The following is a 26,924-nucleotide window of genomic DNA, read 5'->3' as shown; positions in this document are numbered from 1 at the left end:
ATACCGGCCCGCGCCGGCCGGGCCTAGCTGGAGCGCGACCGCACGCCCCCTCCCACGCGACAGGTGCGGCCCAGGTATCACTTTGCTAAAGTCGCCGTCATTCCAGCACGCAAGGGCGAGCATGCAAGCAACCCGCATCGGAGCAAATGGCCCGGACCGCGAAGCCGTCGGCGAGCGTCGCGCCATCCGCCAGGCACTGGCCCACTGGCGCGCGCTGGGCCGCCTGGCACCAGAGGCGGTAGCGGCGCCGTGGGCGCGCACCGAACCGGTCGCCGCGGACTGGCGCCGCTGGCTGGACACCGCGCTGATGGCGCTGGGTACCGCGCTGCTGTGCGCCGGCGTGATCGTGTTCTTTGCCTTTAACTGGCAGGACCTGCACAAGTTTTCCAGGTTCGGCCTGCTCGCCGGCGCGATCACGCTGCTGGCCGGCCTTGCCTGGCTGCGCCCGGCGGGCGATGCCGCCGGCCGGGCCGCGCTGGGCGGCGCGCAGGTGGTGGCGGGCGTATTGCTGGCGGTGATCGGCCAGACCTACCAGACCGGCGCCGACGCCTGGCAGCTGTTCGCGCTGTGGGCGCTGCTGGCGCTGCCGTGGGCGCTGGCGGCGCGCGCGGCGCCGCACTGGTGGCTGGTGATCGTGGTCGGCAACGTGGCGCTGCTGCGGTACTTCAGCATCCGCTTCGGCGTCGACGGCGTGTTCTCGCTGCTGTTCGATTCGCGCCATGTGCGCACCGCCACGCTGGCGTTGCTGGCCGCGGTGGCGCTGCAGCTGGTGCTGTGGCAGCTGCTGTGCGCGAAGGCGCCGGCGCTCGGCTTCCGCGGGCTGACCGGCGGCCGCATGCTGGCGGCGCTGGCGTGCCTGCATGCCGGCTCGCTCGGGCTGGCCAGCCTGCTGCGCAGCGACTTCGACGGCGCCGCCTTCGCGCTGGCGGTGCTGGCGCTGGCCGCGCTGCTCTGGTGGTTCCGCCGGCATGCCTTCGACATCGTGGTGCTGAGCCTGGCCTGCCTGACCGGCATCGTGCTGGCCGTGGCGGCGATCGCCAAGGTGCTGTTCGAGGGCAAGGATGATTTCGGCGCTTTCCTGTTGCTTGGCCTGCTGACCATCGGCCTGGCCGCCGCCGCGGCCGCGTGGCTGCTGCGGGCCTGGCGCAGCCAGCTGGAGCAGGCATGAGCAACGCACTGCAGACCGAGCAGCGGCTCTGGCAACAACTCGCCGCACGCGGCGAGGTCCGGGACGAGCCGCCCGCGCATCCCCATACGCCGTGGGCGGTGCGCTGCCTGATGGGCGCGGCGGGCTGGCTGGGCGCCTTGTTCTTCCAGTTCTTCCTGGTCGGCACGGTGTTCGTTGCCGCGCGCGAGAACGGTGTGGCGATGGCCGTCACCGGGCTGGCCATGATCGCGCTGGCCGCGCTGCTGTACTGGCGCGGCGGCGGCATCGCCGCGGGCCAGTTCGCGCTGGCGGTGAGCCTGAGCGGGCAGGGCATGGCGGTGTTCGGCCTGACCGAGGCGCTCGGCTTCACGCGCGTGGCCGAGAGTGCCGGCTTCTGGGCCGCACTGGCGCTGTTCGAGGCGGCGCTGGCGTGGCTGGTGCCCAACCGGCTGCACCGGCTGCTGTGCGGGCTGGGCACGTGGATCGGCCTGGCCGGCGCGGTGCACCTCGCCATGGCCGGCAGCAAGCCCGAGGACTGGCTCTTGCTGACGTGGTCGCTCGGCTGGCTGGTGCCGCTCGGCGCCGCCCTGGCGGCCGGCTTCACGCTGGCCGAGGCGCGCCTGTGCGCGCACGGCCGCCATGTGCTGCTCGAACCGCTGGCCGACGCGACGCTGCTGTTCACGCTGGTGGCGGCGCTGGTCGTCACCGGCATGAGCCATCCGCTGGCCTGGCTGGAGGGCCCCGCGGCGGCGCGCATCCCGCTGGCGCACTGGGCCGCGGGTGGATTGACTACGCTGATGCTGGCCGGCTTCGCGCTGGCCGAATGCCGCCGGCTGGCGCTCGGGCCGGCGCTGCAAGGCGCCGTGCTGGGCGGACTGGTGGCGTTCGGCGCGCTGATGGCGGCCGCGCCCGCGGTGGTGGCTGGCGTGCTCGCGCTCGGTCTGGCGCTGCGCCGTGCCGCGATGCCGTGGCTGGGGCTGGGCGTCACCAGCATCGCCATCGGTTTTATCTGGTACTACTCGGCGCTGCACTGGACCTTGCTGGCCAAGTCCGCCACGCTCGCCGCCGCCGGCGTGCTGCTGCTGGCCGGCCGCCACTGGCTGCTGCGCCGTGCACAGATGGAGGCCGCATGAAACGCTGGATCCTGATCGCCTGGGCGCTGACGCTGGCGCTGGCCGCTATCGGCATCGCCGGCAAGGAACGCCTGCTGGCGCGCGGCGACACCGTTTTCCTCAAGCTCGCGCCGGTGGATCCGCGCTCGCTGATGCAGGGCGATTACATGGCGCTCAACTTCGACATCGGCAACCAGATCCGCGCCGCCGGGGCGCAAGACCGGCAGCTTCCCCGCGACGGCGTGGCCGTGATCCGGCGCGACCCCCAGGGCGTTGCCAGCTTCGTGCGCGTGCATGGCACCGAGCCGCTGGCGCCGGGCGAGCAGCTGCTGCGCTACCAGACCGCGCGCTCGCGTTGGGGCGGCATGCAGGTGCAGGTGTCGACCGATGCGTATTTCTTCCAGGAGGGGCAGGGCAAGCGCTTCGCCGACGCCGAATACGGGGAATTCCGCGTTGGCGCGGACGGGCAGGCGCTGCTGGTGGGATTGCGCGGAAAGGGGATGGAGAAGCTGTAAGGCAGGCGCGAGATACGCCACGCCAATGAAAAAACCCGCATCGCTGCGGGCTTTCTGACGGGTTTGGCGTGGATCAGACGTTGAACAGGAAGTTCATCACATCGCCGTCCTTCACCACATATTCCTTGCCTTCGGCGCGCATCTTGCCGGCTTCCTTGGCGCCGGTCTCGCCCTTGAAGGCGATGAAGTCGTCATAGGCAATGGTCTGCGCGCGGATGAAGCCGCGTTCGAAGTCGGTGTGGATCACGCCGGCCGCCTTGGGGGCGGTATCGCCCACGTGGATGGTCCAGGCGCGCACTTCCTTGACCCCGGCGGTGAAGTAGGTCTGCAGGCCCAGCAGCTTGAAGCCGGCGCGGATCACGCGGTCCAGGCCCGGCTCGTCCATGCCCAGGTCGGCCAGGAACTCGGCCTTGTCGGCGTCATCGAGGTCGGCGATCTCGGCTTCGATGGCGGCGCACACGGCGACCACCGGGGAATCGGTCTGCTTGGCGTACTCGCGCACCGCGTCCAGATGCGGGTTGTCGTCGAAGCCGTCTTCCCGCACGTTGGCCACGTACATGGTGGGCTTGGCGGTGATCAGGCAGAACGGGCGGATCGCGTCCCACTCTTCCGGCGCCAGGTCCAGGGTGCGCACGGCCTTGGCCTGGTCCAGCACGGACTGGGCCTTTTCCAGCACGGCGACCAGGCGCTGGGCTTCCTTGTCGCCGGCGCGGGCCGGCTTGACGTAGCGCGCGAGCGCCTTCTCGACGGTGGCCAGGTCGGCCAGCGCCAGTTCGGTGTTGATGACTTCGATATCCGACAGCGGATCCACGCGGCCGGCTACATGGATCACGTTGTCGTCCTCGAAGCAGCGCACCACGTGGGTGATGGCATCGCATTCCCGGATATTGGCCAGGAACTGGTTGCCCAGGCCCTCGCCCTTGGAGGCGCCCGCCACCAGCCCGGCGATGTCGACGAACTCGACCGTGGCCGGCAGGATGCGCTCCGGCTTGACGATCTCGGCCAGCTTCGCGAGCCTCGGATCCGGCACTTCCACCACGCCCACATTGGGCTCGATGGTGCAGAACGGATAGTTTTCGGCGGCGATGCCGGCCTTGGTCAGGGCATTGAACAGCGTGGACTTGCCGACGTTGGGCAGGCCGACGATGCCGCATTGGAGGCTCATGGTGTGGTCTTTGGAATCAATGGGTTGCGTGATGCCAGCGGTGCCGGCAGCGCCGTGGCGGGCGCCGAACACGCGCGCTCGCCGGAACTGCATCGGGAACAAGACAAAGACATCACATCGCGCTGGCTCGGCGAAGTTGCACGCGTTGCCACGGAAAACCGCGATTGTAACCTTTTGGGGGGGCGGAACGGTGTCAGGCGAGAAGGGCAGGCCTGGCAAGCAAAACGGCCAAGGTGTCAGCTTGGCCGTGCCTGCTGGTCTGGTGCCGGATCGTCATGGTGGCGATCAGGCGCCGTCGGAGAACTGGTCGCGCATATCCGTGGTTTTCGCGCCGTCAGTGAACGTGTCGCGGGTTCCGCGCGCGCCGTCGGTGTAGACATCAAACTTCGAGACTTTCGCGCCATCGGTGTAGACATCAAACTTCGAAACCTTCGCCCCATCCGTATAGACGTCGCGAAGACCGGTACCCCCGAATGCCGTGCCCATGGCCCCCACGGTGGCAACGGCAACCAATAGTGTTTGTTTAAGCATTGTTCCACCTCCCTTCAGGTGGTGAGTACCCCGGCCAGAAACATTTCGTTTCAATATAGGCCCGGGCGGGTCCGGCAGCGCAAGCGCCAACCCTATTGTTTTGTTCTAAGGCTTATGACCTGCAGCTATAAGGGTCAACCAATCAACTGCGCCGGGGCGGCCGCCGCCAGGTAATCTCCCCGGGGCGCATTGCGCGGCACCCCTCGCGCTGGCGGGCAGGCTGGGACGGGCTCCGGAGTGACGTGGCTATAATCCAGCCATGACCCGATCCCACGCGTCCGCGCGACCCGCCGCGCGCAAATCCTCCGCTTTCCAGGTTGCCGTCATCGGTGGCGGCATCGTCGGCAAGTCTTGCGCGCTGCTGCTGGCGCAGCAGGGCATGGACGTCGCGCTGATCGCGCCCAGGCCGGCGCGCGCCGCGGCCAGCGCCGGGCCGGACGACTGGGACAGCCGCATCTACGCCTTCTCCGCCAGCTCGCAGGCGCTGCTCGAACGCATGCGCGTGTGGGAGGCGCTGGACCCGGCGCGGATCCAGCCGGTGCGCGACATGCGCGTGTTCGGCGACGTCAGCGCCGCCGAGACCTCGCCCAGCTTCGATGGCGACCTGCACTTCTCCGCGTATGCCGCGGCGGTGCCGCAGCTGGCGTGGATCATCGAGTCGCGCCTGGTCGAGCGCGCGCTCGATACCGCGCTGGGCTTCCAGCACCAGGTAACGTGGCACGACGGCAGCGCCGGCGTGTGCGAGCGCGACCCCGACGGCATCACGCTCACGCTGGACAACGGCAGCAAGGTGCGCACCGCGCTGGCGATCGGCGCCGACGGCGCGCGCTCGTGGCTGCGCCAGCAGTGCCATATCGGCGTCAGCACGCGCAAGTACCGCCAGCTTGGCGTGGTGGCCAATTTCGCGTGCGAGCGGCCGCACCATGAAACCGCCTGGCAATGGTTCCTGGGCGCGCCGGAAAAGCTGATGGCCGACGAAGAACCCGCCAACGGCGAAGTGCTGGCGATGCTGCCCCTGCCGGACAACCATGTGTCGATGGTCTGGTCCGCCGACGAGGCCCACGCGCGCGAACTGCTGGCGCTGTCGCCCGAGGCGCTGGCCGCCACCGTGATGCAGGGCGCCAGCGGCGCGGTCGGGGCGCAGTTTGGCGCGCTGCGCTGCGTGACCCCCGCGCAGGGCTTCCCGCTGGTGCTGCAGCGTGCCGACCAGTTCGTGCAGCCGCATGTGGCGCTGGTAGGCGACGCCGCCCACGTGGTGCATCCGCTGGCCGGCCAGGGCATGAACCTGGGTTTGCGCGACGTCGCGGAACTTGGCCGCGTGATGGCCGACAAAGAACCTTTCCGCGGCGAGGGCGACCTGCGCCTGCTGCGCCGCTACGAGCGCGCGCGCGCCACCGACCTGCTATCGCTGACCGCCGCCACCGACGGGCTGCACCGGCTGTTCTCGCTGCCGGGCAGCGTGGCGCGGGTGGTGCGCAATACCGGCATGCGCGCGGTCGGCGGCCAGTCCCTGCTCAAGCGCTTGTTGATCGGGCGCGCGCTCGGCTAGCTCCGCTCTGCACGCACCGTCCGCCCCCCTTACCGAATTCCTGGAGTCCACATGTTCCCATCCCTGCGCCGCCGTCCCGCCGTCTACGCCACCATCACCGCCATCGCCGGCGGCCTGGCCGCGGCCGGTTTCGCGCTGCACGCCCTCGCCGCGGGCGAGCCCGGCACCGACCGCATCAAGGAATCGCTGCAGAAGATGCTGGGCGGCCGCGCCGAGGTGAAGAGCGTCGGCAAGACCCCGGTGCCGGGCCTGTTCGAAGCCAATATCGGCGGCCAGGTTGTGTACACCGACGCCACCGGCCGCTACATCCTGAACGGCGAGATGATCGATACCCGCACCGGCACCAACCTGACCGAGGAGCGGCTCGCCGAGATCAACCGCATCAAGTGGTCGGACCTGCCGCTGGCGCGCGCGATCAAGTGGACCAAGGGCGATGGCAGCCGCCAGCTGGCGGTGTTCTCCGACCCCAACTGCGGCTACTGCAAGCGCATCGAGCAGACTTTCCAGCAGATGGACAATATCACCGTGTACACCTTCCTGTACCCGGTGCTGTCGCCGGATTCGGAGGCCAAGGCCAAGCAGGTCTGGTGCGCGGCTGACCGCACCAAGGCCTGGCGCGACTGGATGCTCAAGCAGGTGGCGCTGACCGGCAACGGCAGCTGCAAGACCCCGCTGGAAGAGAACCTGGCGCTGGGCCACAGCATGAACGTGACCGGGACCCCGGCGGTGTTCTTCACCGACGGCACCCGCATCCCTGGCGCGGCGGACGTCGCCACGCTGGAACGCAAGCTCGCCAGCATCAAGAAATAAGCGCGCCGGAACTGTCCCGGCTCGAGCGACGGCCGGACTTGTCCGGCCGTCGTGCTTTCTGCCATTTCCTATCCATACATGCGATCGCCGCCAGGCGACCAAGGAGACACCATGACCTTCCAGGCACTGCTGCTGACCCAGGCCGACGGCGCCACCGAGGCCAACATCGCCACCCTCGACGAGGGCCAACTGCCCGCCGACGGCGACGTGCTCGTCGCGGTGGATTACTCCACCATCAACTTCAAGGACGGCCTGGCGATCACGGGGCGCTCGCCGGTGGTGCGCAAGTGGCCGATGGTGGCGGGCATCGACGGCGCCGGCACGGTGCTGGAATCCGCGCATCCGCGCTGGAAGGCCGGCGACAAGGTGGTGCTGAATGGCTACGGCGTCGGCGAGACCCACTGGGGCTGCCTGGCGCAGCGCGCGCGCCTGAAGGGCGACTGGCTGGTGCCGCTGCCGGCCGCCTTCACCACGCGCCAGGCCATGGCGATCGGCACCGCGGGCTATACCGCGATGCTGTCGGTGCTGGCGCTCGAGCGCGGCGGCGTCAACGGGCCGGTGCGCCCGGGTGAGGGCGAGGTGCTGGTGACCGGCGCCTCGGGCGGCGTGGGCTCGGTGGCGATCGCGCTGCTGAGCAAGCTGGGCTACCAGGTGGTGGCTTCGACCGGCAAGACGCGCGAGGCGGATTTCCTCAAGGCGCTCGGCGCCGCCGACGTGATCGACCGGGCCGAGCTGGGCGTGCCGGGCAAGCCGCTGCAGAAAGAGCGCTGGGCCGCGGTGGTCGATTCGGTGGGCTCGCACACGCTGGTCAACGCCTGTGCGCAGGTACGCTACGGCGGCGTGGTGACGGCGTGCGGGCTGGCGCAGGGACTGGATTTTCCCGGCTCGGTCGCGCCCTTCATCCTGCGCGGCATCACGCTGCACGGCATCGACAGCGTAATGGCGGCGATGCCGCTGCGCGAGCAGGCGTGGCAGCGGCTGGCCAGCGACCTGGAGCTGGACCGGCTGAATGCGCTGACGCGCGAGATCGGCCTGGGCGATGCCATCGAGGCGGGCCGCAAGATCATGGAGGGCGGCATGCGCGGGCGCGTGGTGGTGGATGTGAACCGCGGCTGAGCCGCGCCCTGATCCAGCCCTGCGTCGGCGCCTCCACAGGCGCCGACGTTACAATCGTGCCCATGACGCCGATCCGCTACGCCATCGCCCCGCTTCAGCCTGAAGCGCACCTGTTTGCCGTTACCGTCACCGTGAGCGAGCCCGATCCGGCCGGGCAGTGTTTCTCGCTGCCGGCGTGGATTCCCGGCAGCTACATGATCCGCGACTTCGCCCGCAATATCGTACGCATCCGCGCCGACGCGGGCGGGCGCGAGATCGCGCTGGCCAAGCTCGACAAGCAGCGCTGGCAGGCCGCGCCGCTCACCCTCGCCGACGGCCCGCTGACGCTCAGCTACGAGGTCTACGCCTGGGACCTGTCGGTGCGCGCCGCGCACCTGGACACCACCCATGGCTTCTTCAACGGCAGCTCGGTGTTCCTGTGCGTGGAAGGGCAGGCCGAGCGGCCCTGCACCGTCGACATCCATGCCCCCGCGGGCGAGGCCTACCGCGACTGGCGCGTGGCCACCGCCATGCGCGAGGCGCCGGGCCGCGACGGCGCCAGGCGCTACGGCTTCGGCCGCTACCAGGTGGCCGACTACGATGAACTGGTCGATCACCCGGTCGAGATGGGCACCTTCCAGCTGGCCAGCTTCCGCGCCTGCGGCGCGCAGCACGACGTGGTCTTCACCGGGCGCGTGCCGCAGCTGGACCTGGAGCGCGTGTGCCGCGACCTGAAGCGCATCTGCGAGACCCAGATCCGGCTGTTCGAGCCCCGCACCGCGCAGGCGCCGTTCCTCGACAGCAACCGGCGCTACGTGTTCATGACCATGGTCACCAGCGACGGCTACGGCGGCCTCGAGCATCGCGCCAGCACCGCGCTGATCTGCTCGCGCAATGACCTGCCGGTGCGCGGCAACAGCGAAACCAGCGAGGGCTACCGCACCTTCCTCGGGCTGTGCAGCCACGAGTATTTCCACACCTGGAACGTCAAGCGCATCAAGCCGGCGGCGTTCGTGCCGTACCGGCTGGCGCAGGAAACCTACACGCCGCTGCTGTGGCTGTTCGAGGGCTTCACCAGCTACTACGACGACCTGGTGCTGGTGCGCTCGGGCTGCGTCACCGAGGCGCAGTATGTCGAGATGCTGGCCAAGACCTGGAACGGCGTGCTGCGCGGCAACGGCCGCACCAAGCAAAGCGTGGCCGAAAGCTCGTTCGACGCCTGGACCAAGTACTACCGCCAGGACGAGAACGCGCCCAACGCCATCGTCAGCTACTACACCAAGGGCGCGCTGGTGGCGCTGACGCTGGACCTGACCATCCGCGACAAGACCCGCGGGCGGCGCTCGCTCGACGATGTCATGCGCGCGCTGTGGCGCGGCTACGGCCGCGGCTTCTACGCTCCGGACGCGGCGCAGCGCGGCGTCACCGAGGCCGAGGTCCATGCGCTGTTCGATGAAGTCACGGGCCTGCGCCTGGGGCCGCTGCTGCGCACGCTGACCGAAGGCACCGGCGAGCTGCCGCTGCCGGCGCTGTTCAAGGCGTTCGGGATCAAGGCCGAGGCGCAGAAGCCGGCGCGCACCGCGGCGCTGGGGATCAAGGTCAAGACCGAGGACGGCTGGGTGCGCGTGTCCCAGGTGCTCGATGGCGGCGCCGCGCAGGCCGCGGGCCTGTCCGCCGGCGACCTGCTGGTGGCCGTCGACAGCGTGCGCGTGGCCCCGGGCCAGCTCGACAAGCTGCTGGCGCGCTACCGCAGCGGTGACCGCATCGAGCTGCACGCCTTCCGCCGTGACGAGCTGCAGGTGCTGCCGGTGACGCTGGCGCGCGAGCCGGCGGCCCAGTACAAGCTCAAGGCGGAAGGCGGGCGGCATGCGGCGCGCTCGCGCTGGCTGGGCCAGTGAGCTAGTCTGCTTTCGCCGCGACACCAGACCCCGCCACCGCAGTCCACCGCCCCAGCTGCATGCAATACGCGCACGATCCCCGCACCTTCCTGTATTCGCACTACGTGTACCGGGGGCTGCGCTCGGCCACGGGCGTGATCGGCGCGACGCTGATCGCGCTGCATTTCAGCGACCTGCCCACCGCGATGGTGGTGTCGATGGGGGCGCTGTGCACCAGCCTGATGGACCTGCCCAGCCCGCTGAGCCACAAGTTCAACGAGATGCTGGCCAGCGTGCTGCTGTGCAGCGTGGTCACGCTGGTGGTGGCGCTGGCCACGCCGTTCCCTCGCGTGATGCCGTTCCTGCTGGTGCTGGTGACGTTCATGGCCGGCATGATGACGGTGTACGGCAACAAGACGCTGCCGCTGCAGTTCGCCGCGCTGTTCGTGATGACCCTCACCATCAACGAGGACTTCCTGGTGCGGCGCGCGCTCGAGCACGCGGCGCTGTTCAGCATCGGCGCGGTAGCCTACCTGGGCTATGCGATGCTGGTGAGCTGGGTCACCGAGCGCCGCACCCGGCAACAGGTGCTGGCCGAATCGTTGTATGAACTGGCCGGCTATCTCGAGATCAAGGCCGGTTTCTACGACGCCGGCAACGACTACGAAGCGCAGTTCAACCAGCTGGTGCGCCAGCAGATCGTGGTGGCCGAGCGCCAGCAGGCCGCGCGCGACCTGGTGCTGCGCGGCAACCGCACCCCGCACGACGGGCTGCTGGTGCAGGTGCACCTGCGCATGCTCGACCTGTACGAGTACATTTTGTCGACCAACACCGACTATCCGCTGCTGCGCCAGACCTTCGCCGGCACGCCGGTGCTGGACCACCTGCACGGGCTGGTGATGCAGATGTGCAAGGACGTCGAAGAGATCGCCTACGCGGTCACGCGCGGGCGGGGCTCGTACGCCACGGTGGAATACCGCCAGGGCCTGCGCGCGGTCGAGGCGGAAATCGCGCAGCTGCGCCACCACCATATCAACCCGGCGGCGATGACGGCGCTGGTCGAGACCCTCGACATGATGCGCGGCGCGATCACGCTGATCGGCCAGCTGCACGAGGCTTCGCGCACCCCGGTGGAACCGGCCAAGGTGCTGCCCGGCTCCGACATGACGCCGTTCCTGACGCGCCAGAAGTACGAGCTGAGCGTGCTGCGCGACAACCTGAAGTGGCGCTCGCCGGCGTTCCGCTTTGCGCTGCGGGTGTCGATGGCGGTGGCGCTGGGGCTGTGGATCGCCGAGCACCTGCCTTACGTCTCGCACAGCTACTGGATCCTGCTGACCATCATCGTGATCCTGAAGCCAAACTTCAGCATGACCAAGCAGCGCTACAACGACCGCGTGATCGGCACGCTGATCGGCTGCGTGGTCTCGGTCGCGATCCTGAAGGTGGTGCACCAGCCGCTGATCCTGCTGGGCGTGCTGTTCCTGTCGCTGGTGGCCAGCGCCGCGTTCGTCACCATCAAGTACCGCTACACCGCGATCGCCGCCTGCATCCAGGTGCTGATCCAGATCCACCTGCTGATGCCGGGGAGTCCCACCGTCGCGGGCGAGCGGCTGGTGGATACGGTGATCGGCGGCATCATCGCGTCGCTGTTCAGCTTCGTGCTGCCGAGCTGGGAGTACCGTGCCATCCCCAAACTGGTGGAGAACGTGCTGCAGGCCAACCGCCGCTATATCGCCGCCACGCGCGACCTGCTGCTGCGCCGGGCCAAGGATGACTTTGCCTACCGCGTGCAGCGCAAGCAGTTCATGGACAACCTGTCGGCGCTGATCTCGTCGTTCCAGCGCATGCTGGACGAGCCCAGGAGCCGGCACCGCGCGGTCGACAACCTGAACCGCTTCATCGTGCAGAACTACCTGGTGGCCGCGCACGTGGCCGCAGCCCGTATCCAGGTGCGCCAGCACTACGAGGAACTCGATATCCCGGCCGCCGAGGCCGCGATCGAACAGGCCACCGAGGCCGCCAGCCACAGCTTGCAAGTCGCCAGCGAGCGGCTGCATGCGGACGAGCGCGGCGGCGGCCGCGGCGCCGGCTTTATCCGCAGCAAGGCCACGGTGGAACACAAGGAAGCCGCGCCTGCCGACGCGGACAAGCCGGTGGCGTTTGCAGTCGAGGTGGTGCCTGAAGCGGTGGCCGAAGCGGCCCCTGAGCCGGTCGTCGAAACCGTCACGCCCGAAGCCGCGGAAGCCGCGGAAGACGCCGCCGCGGAACGCCGCGCGCGCCTGGCCGATTCCGCCGACAAGCGCCGCACCGACACGCTGGTGCAGGCCGCCGCGGCGGGCGAGTCGAGCGAACGGGCCGGGGCGACCTCAAGCTCCACCGGCCGCACCGCCAACGCGGTGCTGGAACGCCGGCTGCGCGCGCTGCGCGAGGACGCGGCCAAGATTGCGCTGCGAACGGGGGCGATCGGCCGGGCGATGCGGGCGCGGTCGTAGCGGCTCGATCACGAACCGATGGTTTTCGCCCCTCTCCCGCTTGCGGGAGAGGGGCGGGGGAGAGGGCGGGAGCTTCCACGAAGTGAACGCCGTCGTTCTTGCCAGCACCGGCCCTCTCCCCCAACCCCTCTCCCGCGCGCGGGAGAGGGGAGTATTACCGGCGGCAGGGTTCAAGCGCCGTGGCCCGCCCCCTCATCCTCCGGCAACGTCAGCATCCCGCTGTGATAGCTGTATTCGAAGATCTCCCCATACCGCCCCCATCCGATCGCCACGCTCAGCACGCGCTCGGCCTCGGCCGGCTTGAGGAACTGCTCCAGTTCCTCGAGCACCTGCTCCTCGCCGATCTCGCCGGCTTCGCTCGCCACCAGCTCGCGCCGCACATGCGCGGCCAGCGCGACGTTGGCGAGCAGTTGGCGGCCGAAGATCGCCTTGCGCTGCTGGGGCCCGGCGGCGTAGTAGGCGCGGCCCGCGTCGGTGGCGGTGATGTCGCCGGCCTCGATCGACACCAGCTGCACCAGTTGCAGCGCTTCGCAGGCCGGGAGCAGTTCGTCGTCGGTCAGGCCGGCCTCGTCGGCCAGGTGGGGCAAGTCGGCGCGGCAGTGGAAGGGCGCCTCGCACAGCAGGTCGAGGATGGCTTCCATCTGGCTGATGTCGGCGTCCGGCAGCCGGTAGCCGATCTCGCGCGCGGGGGCGGGCAGGCGCGCTTCGGCCGCCGGGGCCGTCATCAGCGCGTAGATCTGGTCGACCAGCGCGCGCACCTGGGCGCCGTCGCGATTGCGCGGGCGCGGCAGCGCCACCGGCACCTCGGCGCGGATGCGGCCGGGGTCGCTCGACAGGATCACGATGCGGTCGGCCATCATCACCGCTTCCTCGATATTGTGCGAAACGATCAGGATGCTCCTGATATTGGCGCGGCCGCTGGCCCACAGCGCCAGCATCTCGTCGCGCAGGGTCTCGCCGGTCAGCACGTCCAGCGCCGAGAAGGCTTCGTCCATCAGCAGCAGGTCGGGCTCGGTCACCAGCGCGCGCGCGATGCCCACGCGCTGGCGCATGCCGCCCGACAGCTCGCGCGGCAGCGCGCTGTTGAAGCCGGCCAGGCCGATCATGTCGATCGCGGCCTCGGCGCGGCGCGCGCGCTCGGCCCTGGGCACGCCCTGCGCCTCCAGCCCCAGTTCGACGTTCTGCTGCACCGTCAGCCACGGGAACAGCGCGAAAGACTGGAACACCATGGCGATGCCTTCGGCGGTGCCGGCCAGGCGCTGCCCGCGAAAGCGCACCTCGCCGCGGTCGGCGCCGACCAGCCCCGCCATGATGCGCAGCAGCGTGGACTTGCCCGAGCCGGACTTGCCCAGCATGGCGACGATCTCGCCTTCGCGCAGGGTCAGGTCCACGCCTTCGAGCACGGCGCGGTCGCTCTGGCTGGCGGTGCGGAAGACCTTGCCGACGCCGCGCAGTTCGATCACCGCCGGGGCGGTGGGGGTTGCATGGTTCTCTGCCATCGTTGCCTTGCCTTACAGGCGTGTGCGCTCCTGCGCGAGTTGGTACAGGCGGTTCCACAACAGCCGGTTGAAGCCCACCACGAATAGCGCCATCACGCCGATGCCCAGCGCAATGCGCGGGAAGTCGCCGCGCGCGGTGGTCTCGGCGATATAGCTGCCGAGACCGGTGGCGACGATGGTGCGATCGCCCCAGGTAACGTATTCGGACACGATGCTGGCGTTCCACGACCCGCCCGCGGCCGTCACCAGGCCGGTCAGCAGGCTGGGGAACACCGCCGGAATCAGGAAGCGCTTCCACAGCAGCCAGCCGCGCAGGCCGAAATTCCGTGCGGCGAGCTTCAGCTCGGTGGGAATGCCCGACGCCCCCGCGATCACGTTGAACAGGATGTACCACTGGGTGCCGAAGATCAGCAGCGGGCTCAGCCAGATCTCCGGATTCAGCCCGAAGCGCGCGATCAGCATCACCGCCAGCGGGAACATCAGGTTGGCCGGGAACGCCGCCAGGAACTGTGCGATCGGTTGCGCGATGCGCGCCAGGTCCGGGTTCAGGCCAATGCGGATGCCGATCGGCACCCACACCAGCGCCGCCAGCGCAATCAGCACGATCACCCGCAGCATGGTCAGCGTGCCCAGCCACAGCACATGGACGACTTCGGCCCAGCCCACCTCGCTGTGGACGAAATAGCCCACGCGCAGCAGCGCGGCCAGCGCCACCAGCACGATGGCGGCGTCGCGCGCACGGCCCAGCCATAGCGCCCCGCGCGGATCGAGCCGGCGGCCCGGTGCCGGCGTGCGCGTGCGCGCGCTCCAGGCCAGCGTGCGCGAGGCCAGCGCCGCGGCCTGCGCCAGCAGCGCGCCCACCCACGCCGAGCGGCGCAGCAGGTCCAGCAGCCACGACTGCGGCAGCTGGTCCTGCGCCAGGGTCTCGAAGCGGAAGCGGTCGGCCCAGGCCACCAGCGGGCGGAACAGCAACTGGTCGTACAGCAGGATGCCCGCCAGCATCGCCACGATGGCCCAGCCGATCGCGGCCAGGTCCTGCTGCTGGATCGCCAGCGCGATATAGGAGCCGATGCCGGGCAGCCGGATATCGTGGCCCGATACCGAGATCGCCTCGGACGCGACCACGAAGAACCAGCCGCCCGACATCGACATCATCATGTTCCACAGCAGCCCCGGCATGGCGTACGGCACTTCCAGCCGCCAGAAACGCTGCCACGCAGACAGCCGGAACATGGCCGCGGCCTCGAGCAGGTCGCCCGGGATGGTGCGGAACGACTGGTACAGGCTGAACGCCATGTTCCAGGCCTGCGAGGTGAAGATGGCAAAGATCGCCGCGCACTCCACGCCCGCCAGGTTGCCCGGGAACAGGGCGATGAAGCCGGTCACGGTGATCGACAGGAAGCCCAGCACCGGAATCGACTGCAGGATGTCCAGCGCCGGCACCAGCACCTTCTCCGCGGTGCGGCTCTTGGACGCCAGCGCGGCAAAGCCCAGCGAAAACAGGAGCGACGCCGCCAGCGCGGCCAGCATGCGGATGCTGGTGCGCATCAGGTAGTAGGGCAGGTAGGCCACGTCCAGATGCACCGCCAGCGGCCGCTCGGGCCGGAACGGGACATTCATCTGCTGCGCCGCGAACGCGATCATCACGATCACGGCCAGGATGATCGGCAGCAGCGCCAGGTCGAAGCGGTTGGGCGGGGCGCGCAGCAGCTGGCTGTCGAAGCCAGGGGCGGGCTGGGCCGCGTTGCGGTCGGCGGGTGGCATCATGGGCGCTTCTCGGGCTGTGTCGAGTTGGCAGGCGCAGGCTTGTGGCCTGCCCGCGGTTCGCGGCCCCGGCGCACCATGGCAAAGCCCGCATGCCGCCGGCTTCATGCTGATCACGCCGGGCGGCGCGCATCCCCTGGTAACGCCCGGCATGGCGGTCTAGTTTACTTGGTGTCGATGACACAACGCGCACGCGTGGCGTGCGCTCACGGGGGACCCACCATGAACAAGGCAACCTGGCGCCTGGTCGCGCACGGGCGCGTGCAGGGCGTGGGCTATCGGGCCGCCTGTGCCGACGCGGCGGATGAACTCGGGCTGGGCGGCTGGGTGCGCAACCGGAGCGACGGCACCGTCGAGGTGATGGCGCACGGCACGGTCAGGCAGCTCGAAGCGCTGCAGGCGTGGATGGAAACCGGCCCGCCGGCAGCGCAGGTGACATTTGTCGAGGTCGGGCGCGGCGAAGGTGAGTTTGCCGGCTTCGAGTTCCGGCCTACGGTCTAGCGGCCCGGCGCTTAGGCGGTGGTCCAGTCGATCGCCGTGCGGCCGTGGGCTTCGAGCCAGCGGTTGGCGTCGCGGAAGTGGCCGCAGCCGAGGAAGCCCCGGTGCGCCGACAGCGGCGAGGGGTGCGGCGCTTTCAGCACGCAGTGGCCCGCGCCCAGCAGCGGCTTCTTGGCCTGCGCATGGCTGCCCCAGAGCATGAACACCAGGTTCGGCCGGCTCGCGGCGAGGTGCCGGATCAGGCAATCGGTAACCGCCTCCCAGCCGCGCCGCGCATGGCTGGCGGCCTGGCCCTGCTCGACCGTCAGCACGGTGTTGAGCAGCAGCACGCCCTGGCGCGCCCAGCCTTCCAGGTTGCCGGAAGAGCGCGGCGGGCAATTGCCGTCGGCGCCGAATTCGGCGGCGATTTCCTTGAAGATGTTGCGCAGGCTGGGCGGCACCTTGACGCCTTCGGGCACCGAGAAGGCGAGCCCGTGCGCCTGCGGCAGCTCCACGCCGCCGACCGTGCCGGTGCCGTGGTAGGGGTCCTGGCCCAGGATCACCACCTTGACCGCATCGGGCGGCGTCAGGTGCAGCGCATGGAAGACATGGTGCGGGAACACCGGCTTGCCGGCGGCGCGTTCGCCATCGACAAAGGCGGCCAGCTCGCGCCACGACGGCACGGCGATGCAGGGCTCGAGCAAGGCGCGCCAGGCGGCGGGCAGGGCATCGGCCTGCGCTTGCAGGCCGGCGGCGGGCGAGGGTTCGCCGGGGGCGCGGGGCGCTTCGGCGGCAAAGAGATCGGCTTGCATGCGGGAAATGCGCGGCGGGAAAACCGCGATTATGACGCCTTGCCCTCGGCGATTCCGGCCAGGCGGTAGCCGCGCGCAGCCTTGCTCAGGTCCGACGGCGCCAGTGCCGCCACCGCGGCAAGCCGCGCGGCGAAGGCGCGCAAGGCCTCGGCGGCGTGTGCGGCATCGCCATCGAGCCACTCCAGCTCGAGTTCCTGGATGCGCTCCTGCGCGGCACTGGCCGGGGCGGTGATGGTGCCGGTGTCGAGCGCGGCTTCGATACGCGCGCCGTCCTGCGTGACCAGCCAGGTGCGGCGGACGAAGTCGGTGCGGAACACCGGCGCCAGCTTGCCGATCAGCGGCGCCAGCACGGTTTGCGCCTCGGCGGGAAAGGCCTGCAGCTCGATGGCCTCGCCGCCGATGGCGGTCTCCCACTCATGCCGCGTGGCCAGGCCGCCCTGGCTGCTGCCGGCGGTCTTCAGCGTCTGCAGCCACTGCTCGCCCTTGCGGCGCAGGCGCAGCGCGGCGCGCGCCTGCGCCAGGTCGCGCCGGGGCGTGTCGAGGTAGACGTTGAGCAGCGTGGCTTCGCCTTGCGCCCGGCCGTTGGCGTCGAGCCAGGCGGCCAGCGGGGCGAGGGCGGCGTCGGGGACGGCGAGCTTGAGTTCGATTTCCTGGGGCATGGCTCAGCCAAACAACCGCGCCAGCTCCACCCCCGGCTCCTTTGCTCGCATGAACGCCTCGCCCACCAGGAACGCGTGCACATTCGCATCGCGCATGCGCTTCACGTCTGCCGGCGCGAGGATGCCCGATTCCGTCACCACCAGCTTGTCGGCCGGAATATGCGGCAGCAGGTCCAGCGTGTTGTCCAGCGACACCTCGAAGGTGCGCAGGTTGCGGTTGTTCACCCCCAGCAGCGGCGTCTTCAGCCGCAGCGCGGCATCCAGCTCATCGTCGCCGTGCACTTCCACCAGCACGTCCATGCCGAGTTCCAGCGCGCACGCTTCCAGCTCGGCCATCAGGCCATGGTCCAGCGCGGCGACGATCAGCAGGATGCAGTCTGCCCCCCAGCTGCGCGCTTCATAGACCTGGTACAGGTCAACCATGAAGTCCTTGCGCAGCGCCGGCAGCGGGCAGGCGCCGCGGGCACGCCTGAGGTAGTCGGCGTGGCCCTGGAAGAAATGCTCGTCGGTCAGCACCGACAGGCAGGCGGCGCCGTGCTCGGCATAACTCTCGGCGATGGCCTCGGGCACGAACTGCTCGCGCAGCACGCCCTTGGATGGCGAGGCCTTCTTGATTTCGGCGATCACGCCGGCGTGGCCGCCGGCGATCTTGTCGCGCAGTGCGCGCTCGAAGCCGCGCGGCGCGAAGGCGGCCTCGGTGCGCAGGCTCTCGGCCTCGGCGCGCAGGCTGGGCAGGTCGCGCCGCTTGCGCGCGGCGGCGACTTCGTCGGCCTTTACAGCCAGGATTTTCTGCAGGATGTCGGACATATCGGCGTCTCTTACTTGAACTGCTGCGTGGCCCGCACGAACGCGTCGAGCTTCTGGCGTGCCGCGCCGCTGGCGATGGCTTCGCGCGCGCGGCGGATGCCGTCCTCGACCGAGTCCGCCACGTTGGCGGCGTACAGCGCGGTGCCCGCGTTCAGCGACACGATCTCGCGCGGCGTGCCCGGCGCGTTGGACAGCGCCTCGAGCAGCATGTCCTTCGACTCGGCGGCATCGGCCACCTTCAGGCCGCGGTTGGAGATCATCGACAGGCCGAAGTCCTCGGGGTGGATCTCGTACTCGCGCACTTCGCCGTCCTTCAGCTCGCCCACCAGCGTGGCGGCGCCGAGCGAGACCTCGTCCATGCCGTCCTTGCCGTAGACCACGATGGCGTGCTGCGCGCCCAGGCGCTGCATCACGCGCACCTGGATACCGACCAGGTCGGGGTGGAACACGCCCATCAGGATATTGGGGGCATCGGCCGGGTTGGTCAGCGGGCCCAGGATATTGAAAATGGTGCGCACGCCCATTTCCTTGCGGATCGGCGCGACGTTCTTCATCGCCGGGTGGTGCGTGGGCGCGAACATGAAGCCGATGCCGGTCTCTTCGATGCACTGGCCGACCTGCTCGGGCGTAAGCAGGATGTTCACGCCGAGCGCCTCCAGCACGTCGGCGCTGCCCGACTTGGAGCTGACGCCGCGGTTGCCGTGCTTGGCGATCTTGGCGCCCGCGGCGGCGGCGACGAACATCGACGCGGTGGAGATGTTGAAGGTGTGCGAGCCGTCGCCGCCGGTGCCGACGATATCGACGAAGTTCTCGCGGTCCTTCACCGCGACCTTGTTGGCGAACTCGCGCATCACCTGCGCGGCGGCGGAGATCTCGCCGATGGTTTCCTTCTTGACCCGCAGCCCGGTCAGGATCGCCGCGGCCATCACCGGCGAGATCTGCGCCTGCATGATCTGCCGCATCAGGTGCAGCATTTCGTCATGGAAGATTTCGCGGTGTTCGATGCAGCGCGTCAGGGCTTCTTGCGGCGTGATCATGGCGTTCTCGTTGACAGTCTGGATGGCGTGATGGGGTCTGGCGGGCGCGGAATCGAGCAGTCTCATCGCGGCGCCTTGACGAAGTTGGCCAGCATCGCATGGCCATGCTCGGACAGGATCGACTCGGGATGGAACTGCACGCCCTCGACGGCGAGCGTCTTGTGGCGCACGCCCATGATCTCGCCGTCCGGGGTCCAGGCGGTGATCTCCAGGCAATCGGGCAGGGTCTCGCGCTCGATCGCCAGCGAATGATAGCGCGTCACGTCGAAATGCCTGGGCAGCCCGCTGAACACGCCTTGCTGCGTAGTCTCGATGGTGCTGACCTTGCCGTGCATCACCTGCTTGGCGCGGATCACCTTGCCGCCGAAGGCCTCGCCGATGGCCTGGTGGCCCAGGCACACGCCCAGCATCGGGATCTTGCCGGCGAAGTGCTGCAGCGCCGCCACCGAAATGCCGGCCTCCTTCGGGCTGCACGGGCCGGGCGACACGCAGATATGGTCGGGCTTCAGTGCCTCGATTTCCTCGATGGTGATCTCGTCGTTGCGATAGGTGCGCACGTCCACGCCCAGTTCGCCGAAGTACTGGACCAGGTTGTAGGTGAACGAATCGTAGTTGTCGATCATCAGCAGCATGGCGTCTGTCTCCTGTTCTCTCAGATGTCGGAGTCCAGGCCATCCTGGACCTGCTCGGCGGCGCGGATCACGGCGCGCGCCTTGGCCTCGGTTTCCCTCCATTCGGCTTCGGGGTCCGAATCGGCGACGATGCCGGCGGCGGCCTGCACATAGAGGTTGCCATCCTTGACGATGCCGGTGCGGATGGCGATGGCCAGGTCCATCTCGCCGCCGAACGACAGGTAGCCCACCGCGCCGCCATAGATGCCGCGCTTGCGCGGCTCGAGCTCGTCGATGATCTCCATCGCATGGACCTTGGGCGCGCCCGACAGCGTGCCCGCCGGGAAGGTCGCGCGCAGCACGTCGAGGTTGCTCATGCCCTCGCGCAGCGTGCCTTCGACCGAGCTGACGATATGCTGCACGTGCGAGTATTTCTCGATCACCATCTTGTCGGTGACCTTGACCGAACCGGTCTCGGCAATGCGGCCGATGTCATTGCGCGCCAGGTCGATCAGCATCACGTGCTCGGCGATCTCCTTCGGGTCGTTGAGCAGCTCGGTGGCCAGCTGCGCGTCCTTGTCCGGCGTATTGCCGCGCGGGCGGGTGCCGGCAAGCGGGCGGATGGTGACGATGTGTTCGCTGCGGGTGTCGCCGCCGTTTTCCCCGTTGGTGCCGACCTTGCGTTCCTCCTGCCGCACCAGGATCTCCGGCGATGCGCCTACCACCTGGAAGTCGCCGAAGTTGTAGAAGTACATGTACGGCGACGGATTCAGCGAGCGCAGCGCGCGGTACAGCGACAGCGGCGCGTCGCGGTAGGGCTTGACCAGGCGCTGGCCGATCTGCACCTGCATCATGTCACCGGCCATGATGTATTCCTTGGCCTTGTGCACGGCGGCCAGGTAGTCGGCCTTGGCGAATTCACGGTAGACCTCGGTCTGCACCGACGGACTGGTGACCGGCACGTCGACCGGCTGGCGCAGCTTCATGCGTAGCTCGCGCAGGCGCTGGCGCGCGCGGGAATAGGCCTCCGGCGTGGTCGGGTCGGCGTAGACGATCAGGTAGAGCTTGCCCGACAGGTTGTCGATCACCGCCAGCTCTTCGCATAGCAGCAGCTGGATGTCGGGCAGGTTCAGGTCGTCGGGCTTTTGCGTATTGGCGAGCTTTTTCTCGATATAGCGCACCGCGTCGTAGCCGAAGTAGCCGGCCAGGCCGCCGCAGAAGCGGGGCAGGCCAGGGCGCAGCGCCACCTTGAAGCGCTTCTCGAACGCGGCGATGAAGTCGAGCGGATTGCCCTCGTGGGTTTCCACCACCTTGCCGTCGGTCACCACCTCGGTGCGGTTGCCGTAGGCGCGCAGCAGCGTGCGGGCATGCAGGCCGATGAAGGAATAGCGGCCGAAGCGCTCGCCGCCCACCACCGATTCGAGCAGGAAGGTGTTGACACCGCGGGTCTGCGACTGGGCCAGCTTCAGGTACAGCGACAGCGGCGTTTCCAGGTCGGCAAAGGCCTCGGCGATCAGCGGGATGCGGTTGTAGCCCTGGTCGGCCAGCGATTTGAATTCCAGTTCGGTCATGTCGGTCCTCTTGTTCGGCCCGCGCCGCGAGCGATGGTCAGGCGCGGTGCCGCTTGTCGGCAGAGTTGGCTGGAGCGTAGGAAGTCCGCCCCGGTTGCGGACCGTGGTGCGGCAAGCTTGCGGACAAGGCTGCACACGGCCGGAAAGAGGGCGTGCGGCGCGTTCTTGAGCTAAACGTAGCAGAGAAATCAGGCTACGCTGGCTTTTGGCGGGTTTGGGTGGTGATGCCCGGCATGGCTGGTCGCCTGGGCCGGTGGTGGCGACGCCTTCGGGTCGAAGGCGTGTCAGCAGACTCGCGAACGCACTTTACGCCTGTTGGGAGGCGCGCCAGCGACGCCAGGGCCAGGCCTGCCGATCACTGCCAGAAGAGATGCGTTTGCGGTTGAGAAACATTGAAGGTTCAGGATTTGGTCGGGATCGACGGACTATCGATGACCGGCCCAGTGTGCGGCAAAGAGCGCTGCGGCATGGGCAATGGAGTCGACTATACCATCGGCGTCGACGCCTTGTACAGGGTTGCCATGGTTGTAGCCATAGGGCACCAGCAGCACGCCCATGCCGGCCGCGCGGGCCGCCTGCGCGTCGTTTTCGGAGTCTCCCAGCGCCGCCATCGCCGACGGCTCCAGGCCGAAGGCATCGGCCACCTTCAGCAGCGGAAACGGGTCGGGCTTGCGCAGCGGGAAGGCATCGCCGCCATAGACCAGCTCGAAATACTGGGCCAGGCCGGTCTTGGCCAGCAGCGGCTCGGTAAAGCTGTAAGGCTTGTTGGTCACGCAGGCCAGGCGCAGCCCGCCCGCCTTCATCGACGCCAGGCCTTCGCGCACGCCCGGGTAGACCTGCGAGAACTGGCCGTTGATGCGGATGTACTCGCGGTCGTACAGCGCATAGGCATCGGCGAACAGGCCGTTGGCATGCAGCGGCGAGAAGCGCGCGTCGAGCACCCGCCGGATCAGGTTTTCCGAACCCTTGCCGACGTAGCTGACGATCTCCTGCTCGGACATCGGCGCCACCGGCCCCAGGTTGGGATGCTGGCGGCCCAGCGTCAGCAGCATGGCATTGATCGACGCGTGGAAGTCGCCCGCGGTGTCGACCATGGTGCCGTCCAGGTCGACGATCACGCCTTCGATGCCGCGCCAGTCGGCGCGGCGCAGCACCACGCCCGCGCCCATTGCCGCGCTCATTGCGCGGCCTTGGCCAGTTCGCCGCGCAGCGCCGAGATGATGCCGCGGTAGCCGCCGTCGGCGTCCGGCTTGCCGAATACTGCCGAGCCGGCCACGAAAGTGTCGGCGCCGGCCGCGGCGATCTCGGCGATGTTGTCGACCTTCACGCCGCCGTCCACTTCCAGCAGGATGGTGCGGCCGGTGCGCGCGGTGTAGGCGTCGATGCGCTGGCGCACGGCGCGCAGCTTGTTCAGCGTCTCGGGGATGAACGACTGGCCGCCGAAGCCCGGGTTGACCGACATCAGCAGGATCACGTCGAGGCGGTCCATCACGTGGTCCAGGTGGTGCAGCGGCGTGGCGGGGTTGAACACCAGTCCGGCCTGGCAGCCGTGGTCGCGGATCAGGGCGAGCGAGCGGTCGACGTGTTCGCTGGCCTCGGGGTGGAAGGTGATGATGTTGGCGCCGGCCTTGGCAAAGTCCGGGATGATCCGGTCCACCGGGCGCACCATCAGATGCACGTCGATCGGTGCCGTCACGTGCGGGCGGATCGCCTCGCACACCAGCGGGCCCACGGTCAGGTTGGGCACGTAATGGTTGTCCATCACGTCGAAATGAATCCAGTCGGCGCCGGCCTCGGTCACGCGGCGCACTTCCTCGCCCAGGCGGGCAAAGTCGGCGGACAGGATGGAGGGGGCGATGCGGAAGGTGGGCTGGGTCATGGTGGCGCGCGGTGAATGCGGGGAATGCTGTTATCGCCGCAGCGGCGGGCGGCACGGCGTTGAAAGACCGATATTCTACGCCCGCGGGAAGCGATCGCGCCCGGCCGGCGCTCTTGCCCGTCCCGCGCCCATCCCGCACAATGCGGCTACCCTTTTTCCCTGCCGGCCGATCCCGTTGCCGGCCCTGCCCAAGATGAGCGAGTACGCCTTCTCCGTGTCGGTGCGCACCCAGTACCTGCCGGACCAGTCCGACCCCGAGCGCGGGCGCCATGCCTTCGCCTACACCATCACCATCCACAATACCGGCGAGGTCGCGGCACAGCTGATCTCGCGCCACTGGATCATCACCGACAGCGACAACGGCACGCAGGAAGTCGCCGGGCTGGGAGTGGTAGGCCACCAGCCGCTGCTCAAGCCGGGCGAGCATTTCGAGTACACCAGCTGGGCCACGATCTCGACCCCGGTGGGCTCGATGAAGGGCGAGTACTTCTGCGTGGCCGAGGACGGCCATCGCTTCGAGGTGCCGATCCCGGAATTCGCGCTGGTGCTGCCGCGCATGCTGCACTGAAGGTGCGGGGAACCTACGGGCGCGGTGTGCTGTCCTGATCCTGCGGCGGCGCTTGCGCCTCGCCTTGCGCCGGGCGGCGCGACGGATGCTCCGACGGGGCACGGGTGGGACGCGGATGCTTTTTCGCCGTGCCCATGGTCCAGACCACGATAAAGATCAGCAGGAACAGCGCCACGCCGGCTTCCAGGGCGAACAGCAGCATGGGATGGGCTTCGAAGAACTTGCTCATGGCAGATGCGGCGCGGCCCGCGGGGGCGCAGGCGGTGGTTGACGGATGACGGTGGCATTGTAGGGGCAATCCGGCGCCATGCGGCGCTGCTGGCTGTGCCCCCGAGAACTTTGAACAATAGCAAGATGGCATACGCGGACGCTTTCCCGACTCCCCAGGTTTCCCGAGTTTCCCCGGTTTCTTCCCTGTCCCCACGCCGCCTGCGCGGCTGGCTCGCGCTGGCCGGCCCCGCGGTGCTGCTGGCCGGCTGCATGAGCGGCCCGCCGCCGCGCATCGAGACTACCCCGTCCGGCACCACGCCACCGAGTGCATCGTCGCAGAAGGGCCGGCTGCAGGCCGCCAGCTGGGCCGAGCTCGGCGGCTGGTCCCAGGACGACGTGCGCGCCGCCTGGCCGGCGCTGCAGCAAAGCTGCCAGGCGCTGAAGAAGCGCGCGGAATGGGGCCGCGCCTGTGCCGCGGGCATGATGGTCAATGCCGGCGACATCAACGCCATGCGCGCGTACTTCGAGAGCAACTTCCAGCCGTACCGCGTGGTCAACGGCGACGGCACCGACAGCGGCCTGATCACCGGCTACTACGAGCCGATCCTGCACGGCTCGCGCACGCGCCAGGGCAGGTTCCAGGTGCCGCTGTACCGCAAGCCGGCGCAGTTCGGCAACCGCGCGCTGCCGGCGCGCGCCGAGCTGCTGCAGAATCCGGCCATGCGCGGCAACGAGCTGGTCTGGGTCGACGACGCGGTCGAGGCCGCCTTTCTGCAGATCCAGGGCTCGGGCCGCATCCGCATGGCGGACGGCAGCATGATGCGGGTAGGCTTCGGTGGCACCAACGACCAGCCGTTCCGCTCGTTCGGCAAGTGGCTGCTCGACCGCGGCGAGATCACCCCGGCGCAGGCCACCATGCAGGGCATCAAGGCGTGGGCGCGTGCCAATCCGGGCCGGGTCGAGGAGATGCTGAACATCAACCCGCGCTTTGTGTTCTTCCGCGAGCTGCCGCCCAGCAACGACGGCCCGGTGGGCGCACTGGGCGTGCCGCTGACCGCGGAGCGCTCGATCGCGGTCGACCCGGCCACGATCCCGCTGGGCGTGCCGGTGTTCCTCTCGACCACGCGTCCGTTGTCGACCGAGCCGATCCAGCGCCTGATGTTCGCGCAGGACACCGGCAGCGCCATCAAGGGTGGCGTGCGCGCGGACTTCTTCTGGGGCGCCGGCGATGCCGCCGGCGAGACCGCCGGACGGATGAAGCAGGGCGGCCGGATGTGGGTGCTGATGCCGCGTAGCTGACCGACGTTTTGCTCCTCTCTACGCGTGCGGGAGAGGGGAGCGTTCACCAGGGGCGGTGGCTTGCGTCCAGAGGGCGCTGGTCCGCGAACGCTCCCTTGCCTCACCGCGGCCGCTGATCCACGATCCGCTTCGCCTTCCCCACCGACCGCTCGATCCCGCCCTCGGGCAGCACCTCGATCGCCGCGGTCACGCCGATATAAGACTTGATCTCGTGCGCCAGCCGCTCTCTCGCGGCCTGCGCTCGTGCCGGCTCGCTGCCGTGTGCGCATTCCACGCGCACCGTCAGCGTATCCATATGGCCCTCCTTGGCCAGCACGCACTGGTAGTGCGGCGCCAGCCCGGCGTGCCTGAGGATCAGTTCCTCGATCTGCGACGGAAACACGTTGACGCCGCGCACGATCATCATGTCGTCGGTGCGGCCGGTGACCTTCTCCATGCGGCGAAATGCCGCGCGTGCCGTGCCCGGCAGCAACCGGGTCAGGTCGCGCGTGCGGTAGCGCACCACCGGCATCGCTTCCTTGGTCAGCGAGGTGAACACCAGTTCGCCGAACTCGCCGTCGGGCAGCACCGCGCCGGTGTCCGGGTCGATGATCTCGGGGTAGAAATGGTCTTCCCAGATGGTGGGGCCGTCCTTGGTCTCGGCGCATTCGTTGGCCACGCCGGGCCCCATGACTTCCGACAGGCCATAGATGTCGACCGCGGAAATGCCCATGCGCTTCTCGAGCGCCAGCCGCATCTCCGGCGTCCACGGCTCGGCGCCGAAGATGCCCACGCGCAGCGAGGTGCTGGCCGGGTCGATGCCCTGGCGCTCGAATTCGTCGGCGATCGCCAGCATGTAGCTTGGGGTCACCATGATCACTTCCGGCTTGAAGTCCTGGATCAGCTGCACCTGCCGCTCGGTCTGCCCGCCGCCGAACGGGATCGCGGTCAGGCCGGCCTTCTCGACACCGTAGTGCGCGCCCAGTCCGCCGGTGAAGAGTCCGTAGCCGTAGCTGATATGCACCTTGTCGCCACGGCGCGCGCCCGAGGCGCGGATCGAGCGCGCCATCACCGTGGCCCAGTTGTCGATGTCCTGCAGCGTGTAGCCGACCACGGTCGGCTTGCCGGTGGTGCCGGAGGAGGCATGGATGCGGGCCACGCGGTCCTGCGGCACCGCGAACATGCCGAACGGGTAGTTGTCGCGCAGGTCCTGCTTGCTGGTGAACGGGAAGCGGGCCAGGTCGGCCAGCCTTTGCAGCTGGTCCGGGTGCACGCCGGCCTCGTCGAACTTGCGCCGGTAGACCGGCGAATTGGCGTAGGCGTGGTGGAGCGACCATCTCAGGCGCTCCAGCTGCAACGCCTGCAGCTCGGCGCGGCTGGCGGTCTCGATCGGATCCAGGGGCAGGTCGGTCAGGCGCGTGCTCATGGGGTCTCCTGCACGGGGGGGGCGTTTGTCTTC

General features: G+C 69.0%; 25 protein-coding genes. 11 read left to right on the top strand and 14 right to left on the bottom strand.

What is annotated here, in order from left to right; translation table 11 throughout:
- Nucleotides 1-121: 121 nt before the first annotated feature.
- Genes CBM2586_RS14580 through CBM2586_RS14570 form a run of 3 tightly spaced genes read left to right on the top strand, consistent with a single transcriptional unit; the run spans nt 122 to nt 2,774 of the window.
- The gene (locus CBM2586_RS14580) at nt 122-1,168 is read left to right on the top strand and encodes a DUF2157 domain-containing protein (protein WP_115688183.1); all 1,047 of its coding nucleotides are present in this window, start codon (nt 122-124) and stop codon (nt 1,166-1,168) included.
- Nucleotides 1,165-2,280 (top strand): DUF4401 domain-containing protein, encoded by a 1,116-nt coding sequence (locus tag CBM2586_RS14575; RefSeq protein ID WP_115688181.1) that lies wholly within the window; start codon nt 1,165-1,167, stop codon nt 2,278-2,280. The genes CBM2586_RS14580 and CBM2586_RS14575 overlap by 4 nt, the downstream gene beginning before the upstream one ends.
- Entirely contained in the window at nt 2,277-2,774 is a 498-nt protein-coding gene (locus tag CBM2586_RS14570) for a GDYXXLXY domain-containing protein (protein ID WP_115688179.1), read from the top strand. Before CBM2586_RS14575 ends, CBM2586_RS14570 begins: the two co-directional genes overlap by 4 nt.
- Before the next feature lie 73 nt (nt 2,775-2,847).
- Here CBM2586_RS14570 and ychF read toward each other — a convergent pair whose 3' ends face one another.
- Together ychF and CBM2586_RS14560 are read right to left on the bottom strand one after the other, a co-directional pair.
- The gene (gene ychF, locus CBM2586_RS14565) at nt 2,848-3,939 is read right to left on the bottom strand and encodes a redox-regulated ATPase YchF (protein WP_115663675.1); all 1,092 of its coding nucleotides are present in this window, start codon (nt 3,937-3,939) and stop codon (nt 2,848-2,850) included.
- 285 nt (nt 3,940-4,224) lie between these two features.
- The gene (locus tag CBM2586_RS14560; protein ID WP_115661057.1) at nt 4,225-4,470 is read right to left on the bottom strand and encodes a hypothetical protein; all 246 of its coding nucleotides are present in this window, start codon (nt 4,468-4,470) and stop codon (nt 4,225-4,227) included.
- A 259-nt stretch (nt 4,471-4,729) separates the two neighbouring features.
- On the opposite strand from CBM2586_RS14560, the gene CBM2586_RS14555 reads away from it, so the two are divergent.
- The 5 genes from CBM2586_RS14555 (at nt 4,730) to CBM2586_RS14535 (ending at nt 12,293) form a co-directional block, all read left to right on the top strand.
- A complete protein-coding gene (locus CBM2586_RS14555) occupies nt 4,730-6,019 on the top strand; it encodes a UbiH/UbiF family hydroxylase (protein WP_115688177.1) in 1,290 nt (429 codons plus the stop codon).
- 51 nt (nt 6,020-6,070) lie between these two features.
- Nucleotides 6,071-6,829, top strand: a complete 759-nt coding sequence (locus tag CBM2586_RS14550; protein WP_115661059.1) for a DsbC family protein — start codon at nt 6,071-6,073, stop codon at nt 6,827-6,829.
- Between the two features lie 111 nt (nt 6,830-6,940).
- Complete coding sequence (locus tag CBM2586_RS14545; RefSeq protein ID WP_115661060.1) at nt 6,941-7,945, top strand: MDR family oxidoreductase; 1,005 nt, start codon at nt 6,941-6,943, stop codon at nt 7,943-7,945.
- 62 nt (nt 7,946-8,007) lie between these two features.
- Nucleotides 8,008-9,822 (top strand): M61 family metallopeptidase, encoded by a 1,815-nt coding sequence (locus CBM2586_RS14540; protein WP_115661061.1) that lies wholly within the window; start codon nt 8,008-8,010, stop codon nt 9,820-9,822.
- 59 nt (nt 9,823-9,881) lie between these two features.
- Entirely contained in the window at nt 9,882-12,293 is a 2,412-nt protein-coding gene (locus CBM2586_RS14535) for an FUSC family protein (RefSeq protein WP_115688175.1), read from the top strand.
- Between the two features lie 170 nt (nt 12,294-12,463).
- Here CBM2586_RS14535 and CBM2586_RS14530 read toward each other — a convergent pair whose 3' ends face one another.
- Together CBM2586_RS14530 and CBM2586_RS14525 are read right to left on the bottom strand one after the other, a co-directional pair.
- Nucleotides 12,464-13,792 carry an ABC transporter ATP-binding protein gene (locus CBM2586_RS14530; RefSeq protein ID WP_115688173.1) on the bottom strand — a complete coding sequence of 443 codons (1,329 nt, stop codon included), beginning with the start codon at nt 13,790-13,792 and terminating at the stop codon, nt 12,464-12,466.
- Nucleotides 13,793-13,804: 12 nt separating this feature from the next.
- A complete protein-coding gene (locus tag CBM2586_RS14525; protein WP_172587078.1) occupies nt 13,805-15,559 on the bottom strand; it encodes an ABC transporter permease in 1,755 nt (584 codons plus the stop codon).
- Nucleotides 15,560-15,778: 219 nt separating this feature from the next.
- Between CBM2586_RS14525 and CBM2586_RS14520 the strand changes: the two genes are divergently transcribed.
- Nucleotides 15,779-16,057, top strand: coding sequence for an acylphosphatase (locus tag CBM2586_RS14520; protein WP_115661064.1), 279 nt, complete (start codon nt 15,779-15,781; stop codon nt 16,055-16,057).
- 11 nt (nt 16,058-16,068) lie between these two features.
- Here CBM2586_RS14520 and CBM2586_RS14515 read toward each other — a convergent pair whose 3' ends face one another.
- The 8 genes from CBM2586_RS14515 to rpe form a co-directional block, all read right to left on the bottom strand.
- The gene (locus CBM2586_RS14515; protein ID WP_115688171.1) at nt 16,069-16,845 is read right to left on the bottom strand and encodes a uracil-DNA glycosylase; all 777 of its coding nucleotides are present in this window, start codon (nt 16,843-16,845) and stop codon (nt 16,069-16,071) included.
- 29 nt (nt 16,846-16,874) lie between these two features.
- Nucleotides 16,875-17,504 carry a CYTH domain-containing protein gene (locus tag CBM2586_RS14510; protein ID WP_115688169.1) on the bottom strand — a complete coding sequence of 210 codons (630 nt, stop codon included), beginning with the start codon at nt 17,502-17,504 and terminating at the stop codon, nt 16,875-16,877.
- Nucleotides 17,505-17,507: 3 nt separating this feature from the next.
- Entirely contained in the window at nt 17,508-18,311 is an 804-nt protein-coding gene (trpC, locus tag CBM2586_RS14505; RefSeq protein ID WP_115688167.1) for an indole-3-glycerol phosphate synthase TrpC, read from the bottom strand.
- 11 nt (nt 18,312-18,322) lie between these two features.
- Entirely contained in the window at nt 18,323-19,348 is a 1,026-nt protein-coding gene (gene trpD / locus CBM2586_RS14500; protein WP_115688165.1) for an anthranilate phosphoribosyltransferase, read from the bottom strand.
- Nucleotides 19,349-19,410: 62 nt separating this feature from the next.
- The gene (locus CBM2586_RS14495; RefSeq protein WP_092317948.1) at nt 19,411-19,980 is read right to left on the bottom strand and encodes an aminodeoxychorismate/anthranilate synthase component II; all 570 of its coding nucleotides are present in this window, start codon (nt 19,978-19,980) and stop codon (nt 19,411-19,413) included.
- A gap of 20 nt (nt 19,981-20,000) precedes the next feature.
- The gene (trpE, locus tag CBM2586_RS14490; RefSeq protein ID WP_115661069.1) at nt 20,001-21,530 is read right to left on the bottom strand and encodes an anthranilate synthase component I; all 1,530 of its coding nucleotides are present in this window, start codon (nt 21,528-21,530) and stop codon (nt 20,001-20,003) included.
- A 425-nt stretch (nt 21,531-21,955) separates the two neighbouring features.
- A complete protein-coding gene (gene gph / locus CBM2586_RS14485) occupies nt 21,956-22,699 on the bottom strand; it encodes a phosphoglycolate phosphatase (protein ID WP_115661070.1) in 744 nt (247 codons plus the stop codon).
- A gap of 8 nt (nt 22,700-22,707) precedes the next feature.
- Nucleotides 22,708-23,409, bottom strand: a complete 702-nt coding sequence (gene rpe / locus CBM2586_RS14480; protein WP_115661071.1) for a ribulose-phosphate 3-epimerase — start codon at nt 23,407-23,409, stop codon at nt 22,708-22,710.
- A gap of 193 nt (nt 23,410-23,602) precedes the next feature.
- Here rpe and apaG point away from each other — a divergent pair, with 193 nt between their 5' ends.
- A complete protein-coding gene (gene apaG / locus CBM2586_RS14475) occupies nt 23,603-23,977 on the top strand; it encodes a Co2+/Mg2+ efflux protein ApaG (protein ID WP_012353991.1) in 375 nt (124 codons plus the stop codon).
- 13 nt (nt 23,978-23,990) lie between these two features.
- Here the strand turns inward: apaG and CBM2586_RS14470 are convergent, their stop codons facing one another.
- Entirely contained in the window at nt 23,991-24,206 is a 216-nt protein-coding gene (locus CBM2586_RS14470) for a hypothetical protein (protein ID WP_115661072.1), read from the bottom strand.
- Between the two features lie 125 nt (nt 24,207-24,331).
- Here CBM2586_RS14470 and mltA point away from each other — a divergent pair, with 125 nt between their 5' ends.
- Nucleotides 24,332-25,486 carry a murein transglycosylase A gene (gene mltA, locus CBM2586_RS14465; RefSeq protein WP_115688163.1) on the top strand — a complete coding sequence of 385 codons (1,155 nt, stop codon included), beginning with the start codon at nt 24,332-24,334 and terminating at the stop codon, nt 25,484-25,486.
- Nucleotides 25,487-25,586: 100 nt separating this feature from the next.
- Here mltA and paaK read toward each other — a convergent pair whose 3' ends face one another.
- Complete coding sequence (gene paaK / locus CBM2586_RS14460) at nt 25,587-26,891, bottom strand: phenylacetate--CoA ligase PaaK (RefSeq protein ID WP_115688161.1); 1,305 nt, start codon at nt 26,889-26,891, stop codon at nt 25,587-25,589.
- Nucleotides 26,892-26,924: the final 33 nt, after the last annotated feature.

It is taken from the genome of Cupriavidus taiwanensis (assembly GCF_900250115.1).
Classification (GTDB): Bacteria; Pseudomonadota; Gammaproteobacteria; order Burkholderiales; family Burkholderiaceae; genus Cupriavidus; species Cupriavidus taiwanensis_B.
This window is presented reverse-complemented; position numbering and strand designations above follow the sequence as displayed.

What these genes read in the sequence shown, in the direction of transcription:
- CBM2586_RS14580 (WP_115688183.1), top strand. Translation starts at nt 122, where the DNA reads ATGCAAGCAACCCGCATCGGAGCAAATGGCCCGGACCGCGAAGCCGTC.
- CBM2586_RS14575 (WP_115688181.1), top strand. Translation starts at nt 1,165, where the DNA reads ATGAGCAACGCACTGCAGACCGAGCAGCGGCTCTGGCAACAACTCGCC.
- CBM2586_RS14570 (WP_115688179.1), top strand. Translation starts at nt 2,277, where the DNA reads ATGAAACGCTGGATCCTGATCGCCTGGGCGCTGACGCTGGCGCTGGCC.
- ychF (WP_115663675.1), bottom strand. Translation starts at nt 3,939, where the DNA reads ATGAGCCTCCAATGCGGCATCGTCGGCCTGCCCAACGTCGGCAAGTCC.
- CBM2586_RS14560 (WP_115661057.1), bottom strand. Translation starts at nt 4,470, where the DNA reads ATGCTTAAACAAACACTATTGGTTGCCGTTGCCACCGTGGGGGCCATG.
- CBM2586_RS14555 (WP_115688177.1), top strand. Translation starts at nt 4,730, where the DNA reads ATGACCCGATCCCACGCGTCCGCGCGACCCGCCGCGCGCAAATCCTCC.
- CBM2586_RS14550 (WP_115661059.1), top strand. Translation starts at nt 6,071, where the DNA reads ATGTTCCCATCCCTGCGCCGCCGTCCCGCCGTCTACGCCACCATCACC.
- CBM2586_RS14545 (WP_115661060.1), top strand. Translation starts at nt 6,941, where the DNA reads ATGACCTTCCAGGCACTGCTGCTGACCCAGGCCGACGGCGCCACCGAG.
- CBM2586_RS14540 (WP_115661061.1), top strand. Translation starts at nt 8,008, where the DNA reads ATGACGCCGATCCGCTACGCCATCGCCCCGCTTCAGCCTGAAGCGCAC.
- CBM2586_RS14535 (WP_115688175.1), top strand. Translation starts at nt 9,882, where the DNA reads ATGCAATACGCGCACGATCCCCGCACCTTCCTGTATTCGCACTACGTG.
- CBM2586_RS14530 (WP_115688173.1), bottom strand. Translation starts at nt 13,792, where the DNA reads ATGGCAGAGAACCATGCAACCCCCACCGCCCCGGCGGTGATCGAACTG.
- CBM2586_RS14525 (WP_172587078.1), bottom strand. Translation starts at nt 15,559, where the DNA reads ATGATGCCACCCGCCGACCGCAACGCGGCCCAGCCCGCCCCTGGCTTC.
- CBM2586_RS14520 (WP_115661064.1), top strand. Translation starts at nt 15,779, where the DNA reads ATGAACAAGGCAACCTGGCGCCTGGTCGCGCACGGGCGCGTGCAGGGC.
- CBM2586_RS14515 (WP_115688171.1), bottom strand. Translation starts at nt 16,845, where the DNA reads ATGCAAGCCGATCTCTTTGCCGCCGAAGCGCCCCGCGCCCCCGGCGAA.
- CBM2586_RS14510 (WP_115688169.1), bottom strand. Translation starts at nt 17,504, where the DNA reads ATGCCCCAGGAAATCGAACTCAAGCTCGCCGTCCCCGACGCCGCCCTC.
- trpC (WP_115688167.1), bottom strand. Translation starts at nt 18,311, where the DNA reads ATGTCCGACATCCTGCAGAAAATCCTGGCTGTAAAGGCCGACGAAGTC.
- trpD (WP_115688165.1), bottom strand. Translation starts at nt 19,348, where the DNA reads ATGATCACGCCGCAAGAAGCCCTGACGCGCTGCATCGAACACCGCGAA.
- CBM2586_RS14495 (WP_092317948.1), bottom strand. Translation starts at nt 19,980, where the DNA reads ATGCTGCTGATGATCGACAACTACGATTCGTTCACCTACAACCTGGTC.
- trpE (WP_115661069.1), bottom strand. Translation starts at nt 21,530, where the DNA reads ATGACCGAACTGGAATTCAAATCGCTGGCCGACCAGGGCTACAACCGC.
- gph (WP_115661070.1), bottom strand. Translation starts at nt 22,699, where the DNA reads ATGGGCGCGGGCGTGGTGCTGCGCCGCGCCGACTGGCGCGGCATCGAA.
- rpe (WP_115661071.1), bottom strand. Translation starts at nt 23,409, where the DNA reads ATGACCCAGCCCACCTTCCGCATCGCCCCCTCCATCCTGTCCGCCGAC.
- apaG (WP_012353991.1), top strand. Translation starts at nt 23,603, where the DNA reads ATGAGCGAGTACGCCTTCTCCGTGTCGGTGCGCACCCAGTACCTGCCG.
- CBM2586_RS14470 (WP_115661072.1), bottom strand. Translation starts at nt 24,206, where the DNA reads ATGAGCAAGTTCTTCGAAGCCCATCCCATGCTGCTGTTCGCCCTGGAA.
- mltA (WP_115688163.1), top strand. Translation starts at nt 24,332, where the DNA reads ATGGCATACGCGGACGCTTTCCCGACTCCCCAGGTTTCCCGAGTTTCC.
- paaK (WP_115688161.1), bottom strand. Translation starts at nt 26,891, where the DNA reads ATGAGCACGCGCCTGACCGACCTGCCCCTGGATCCGATCGAGACCGCC.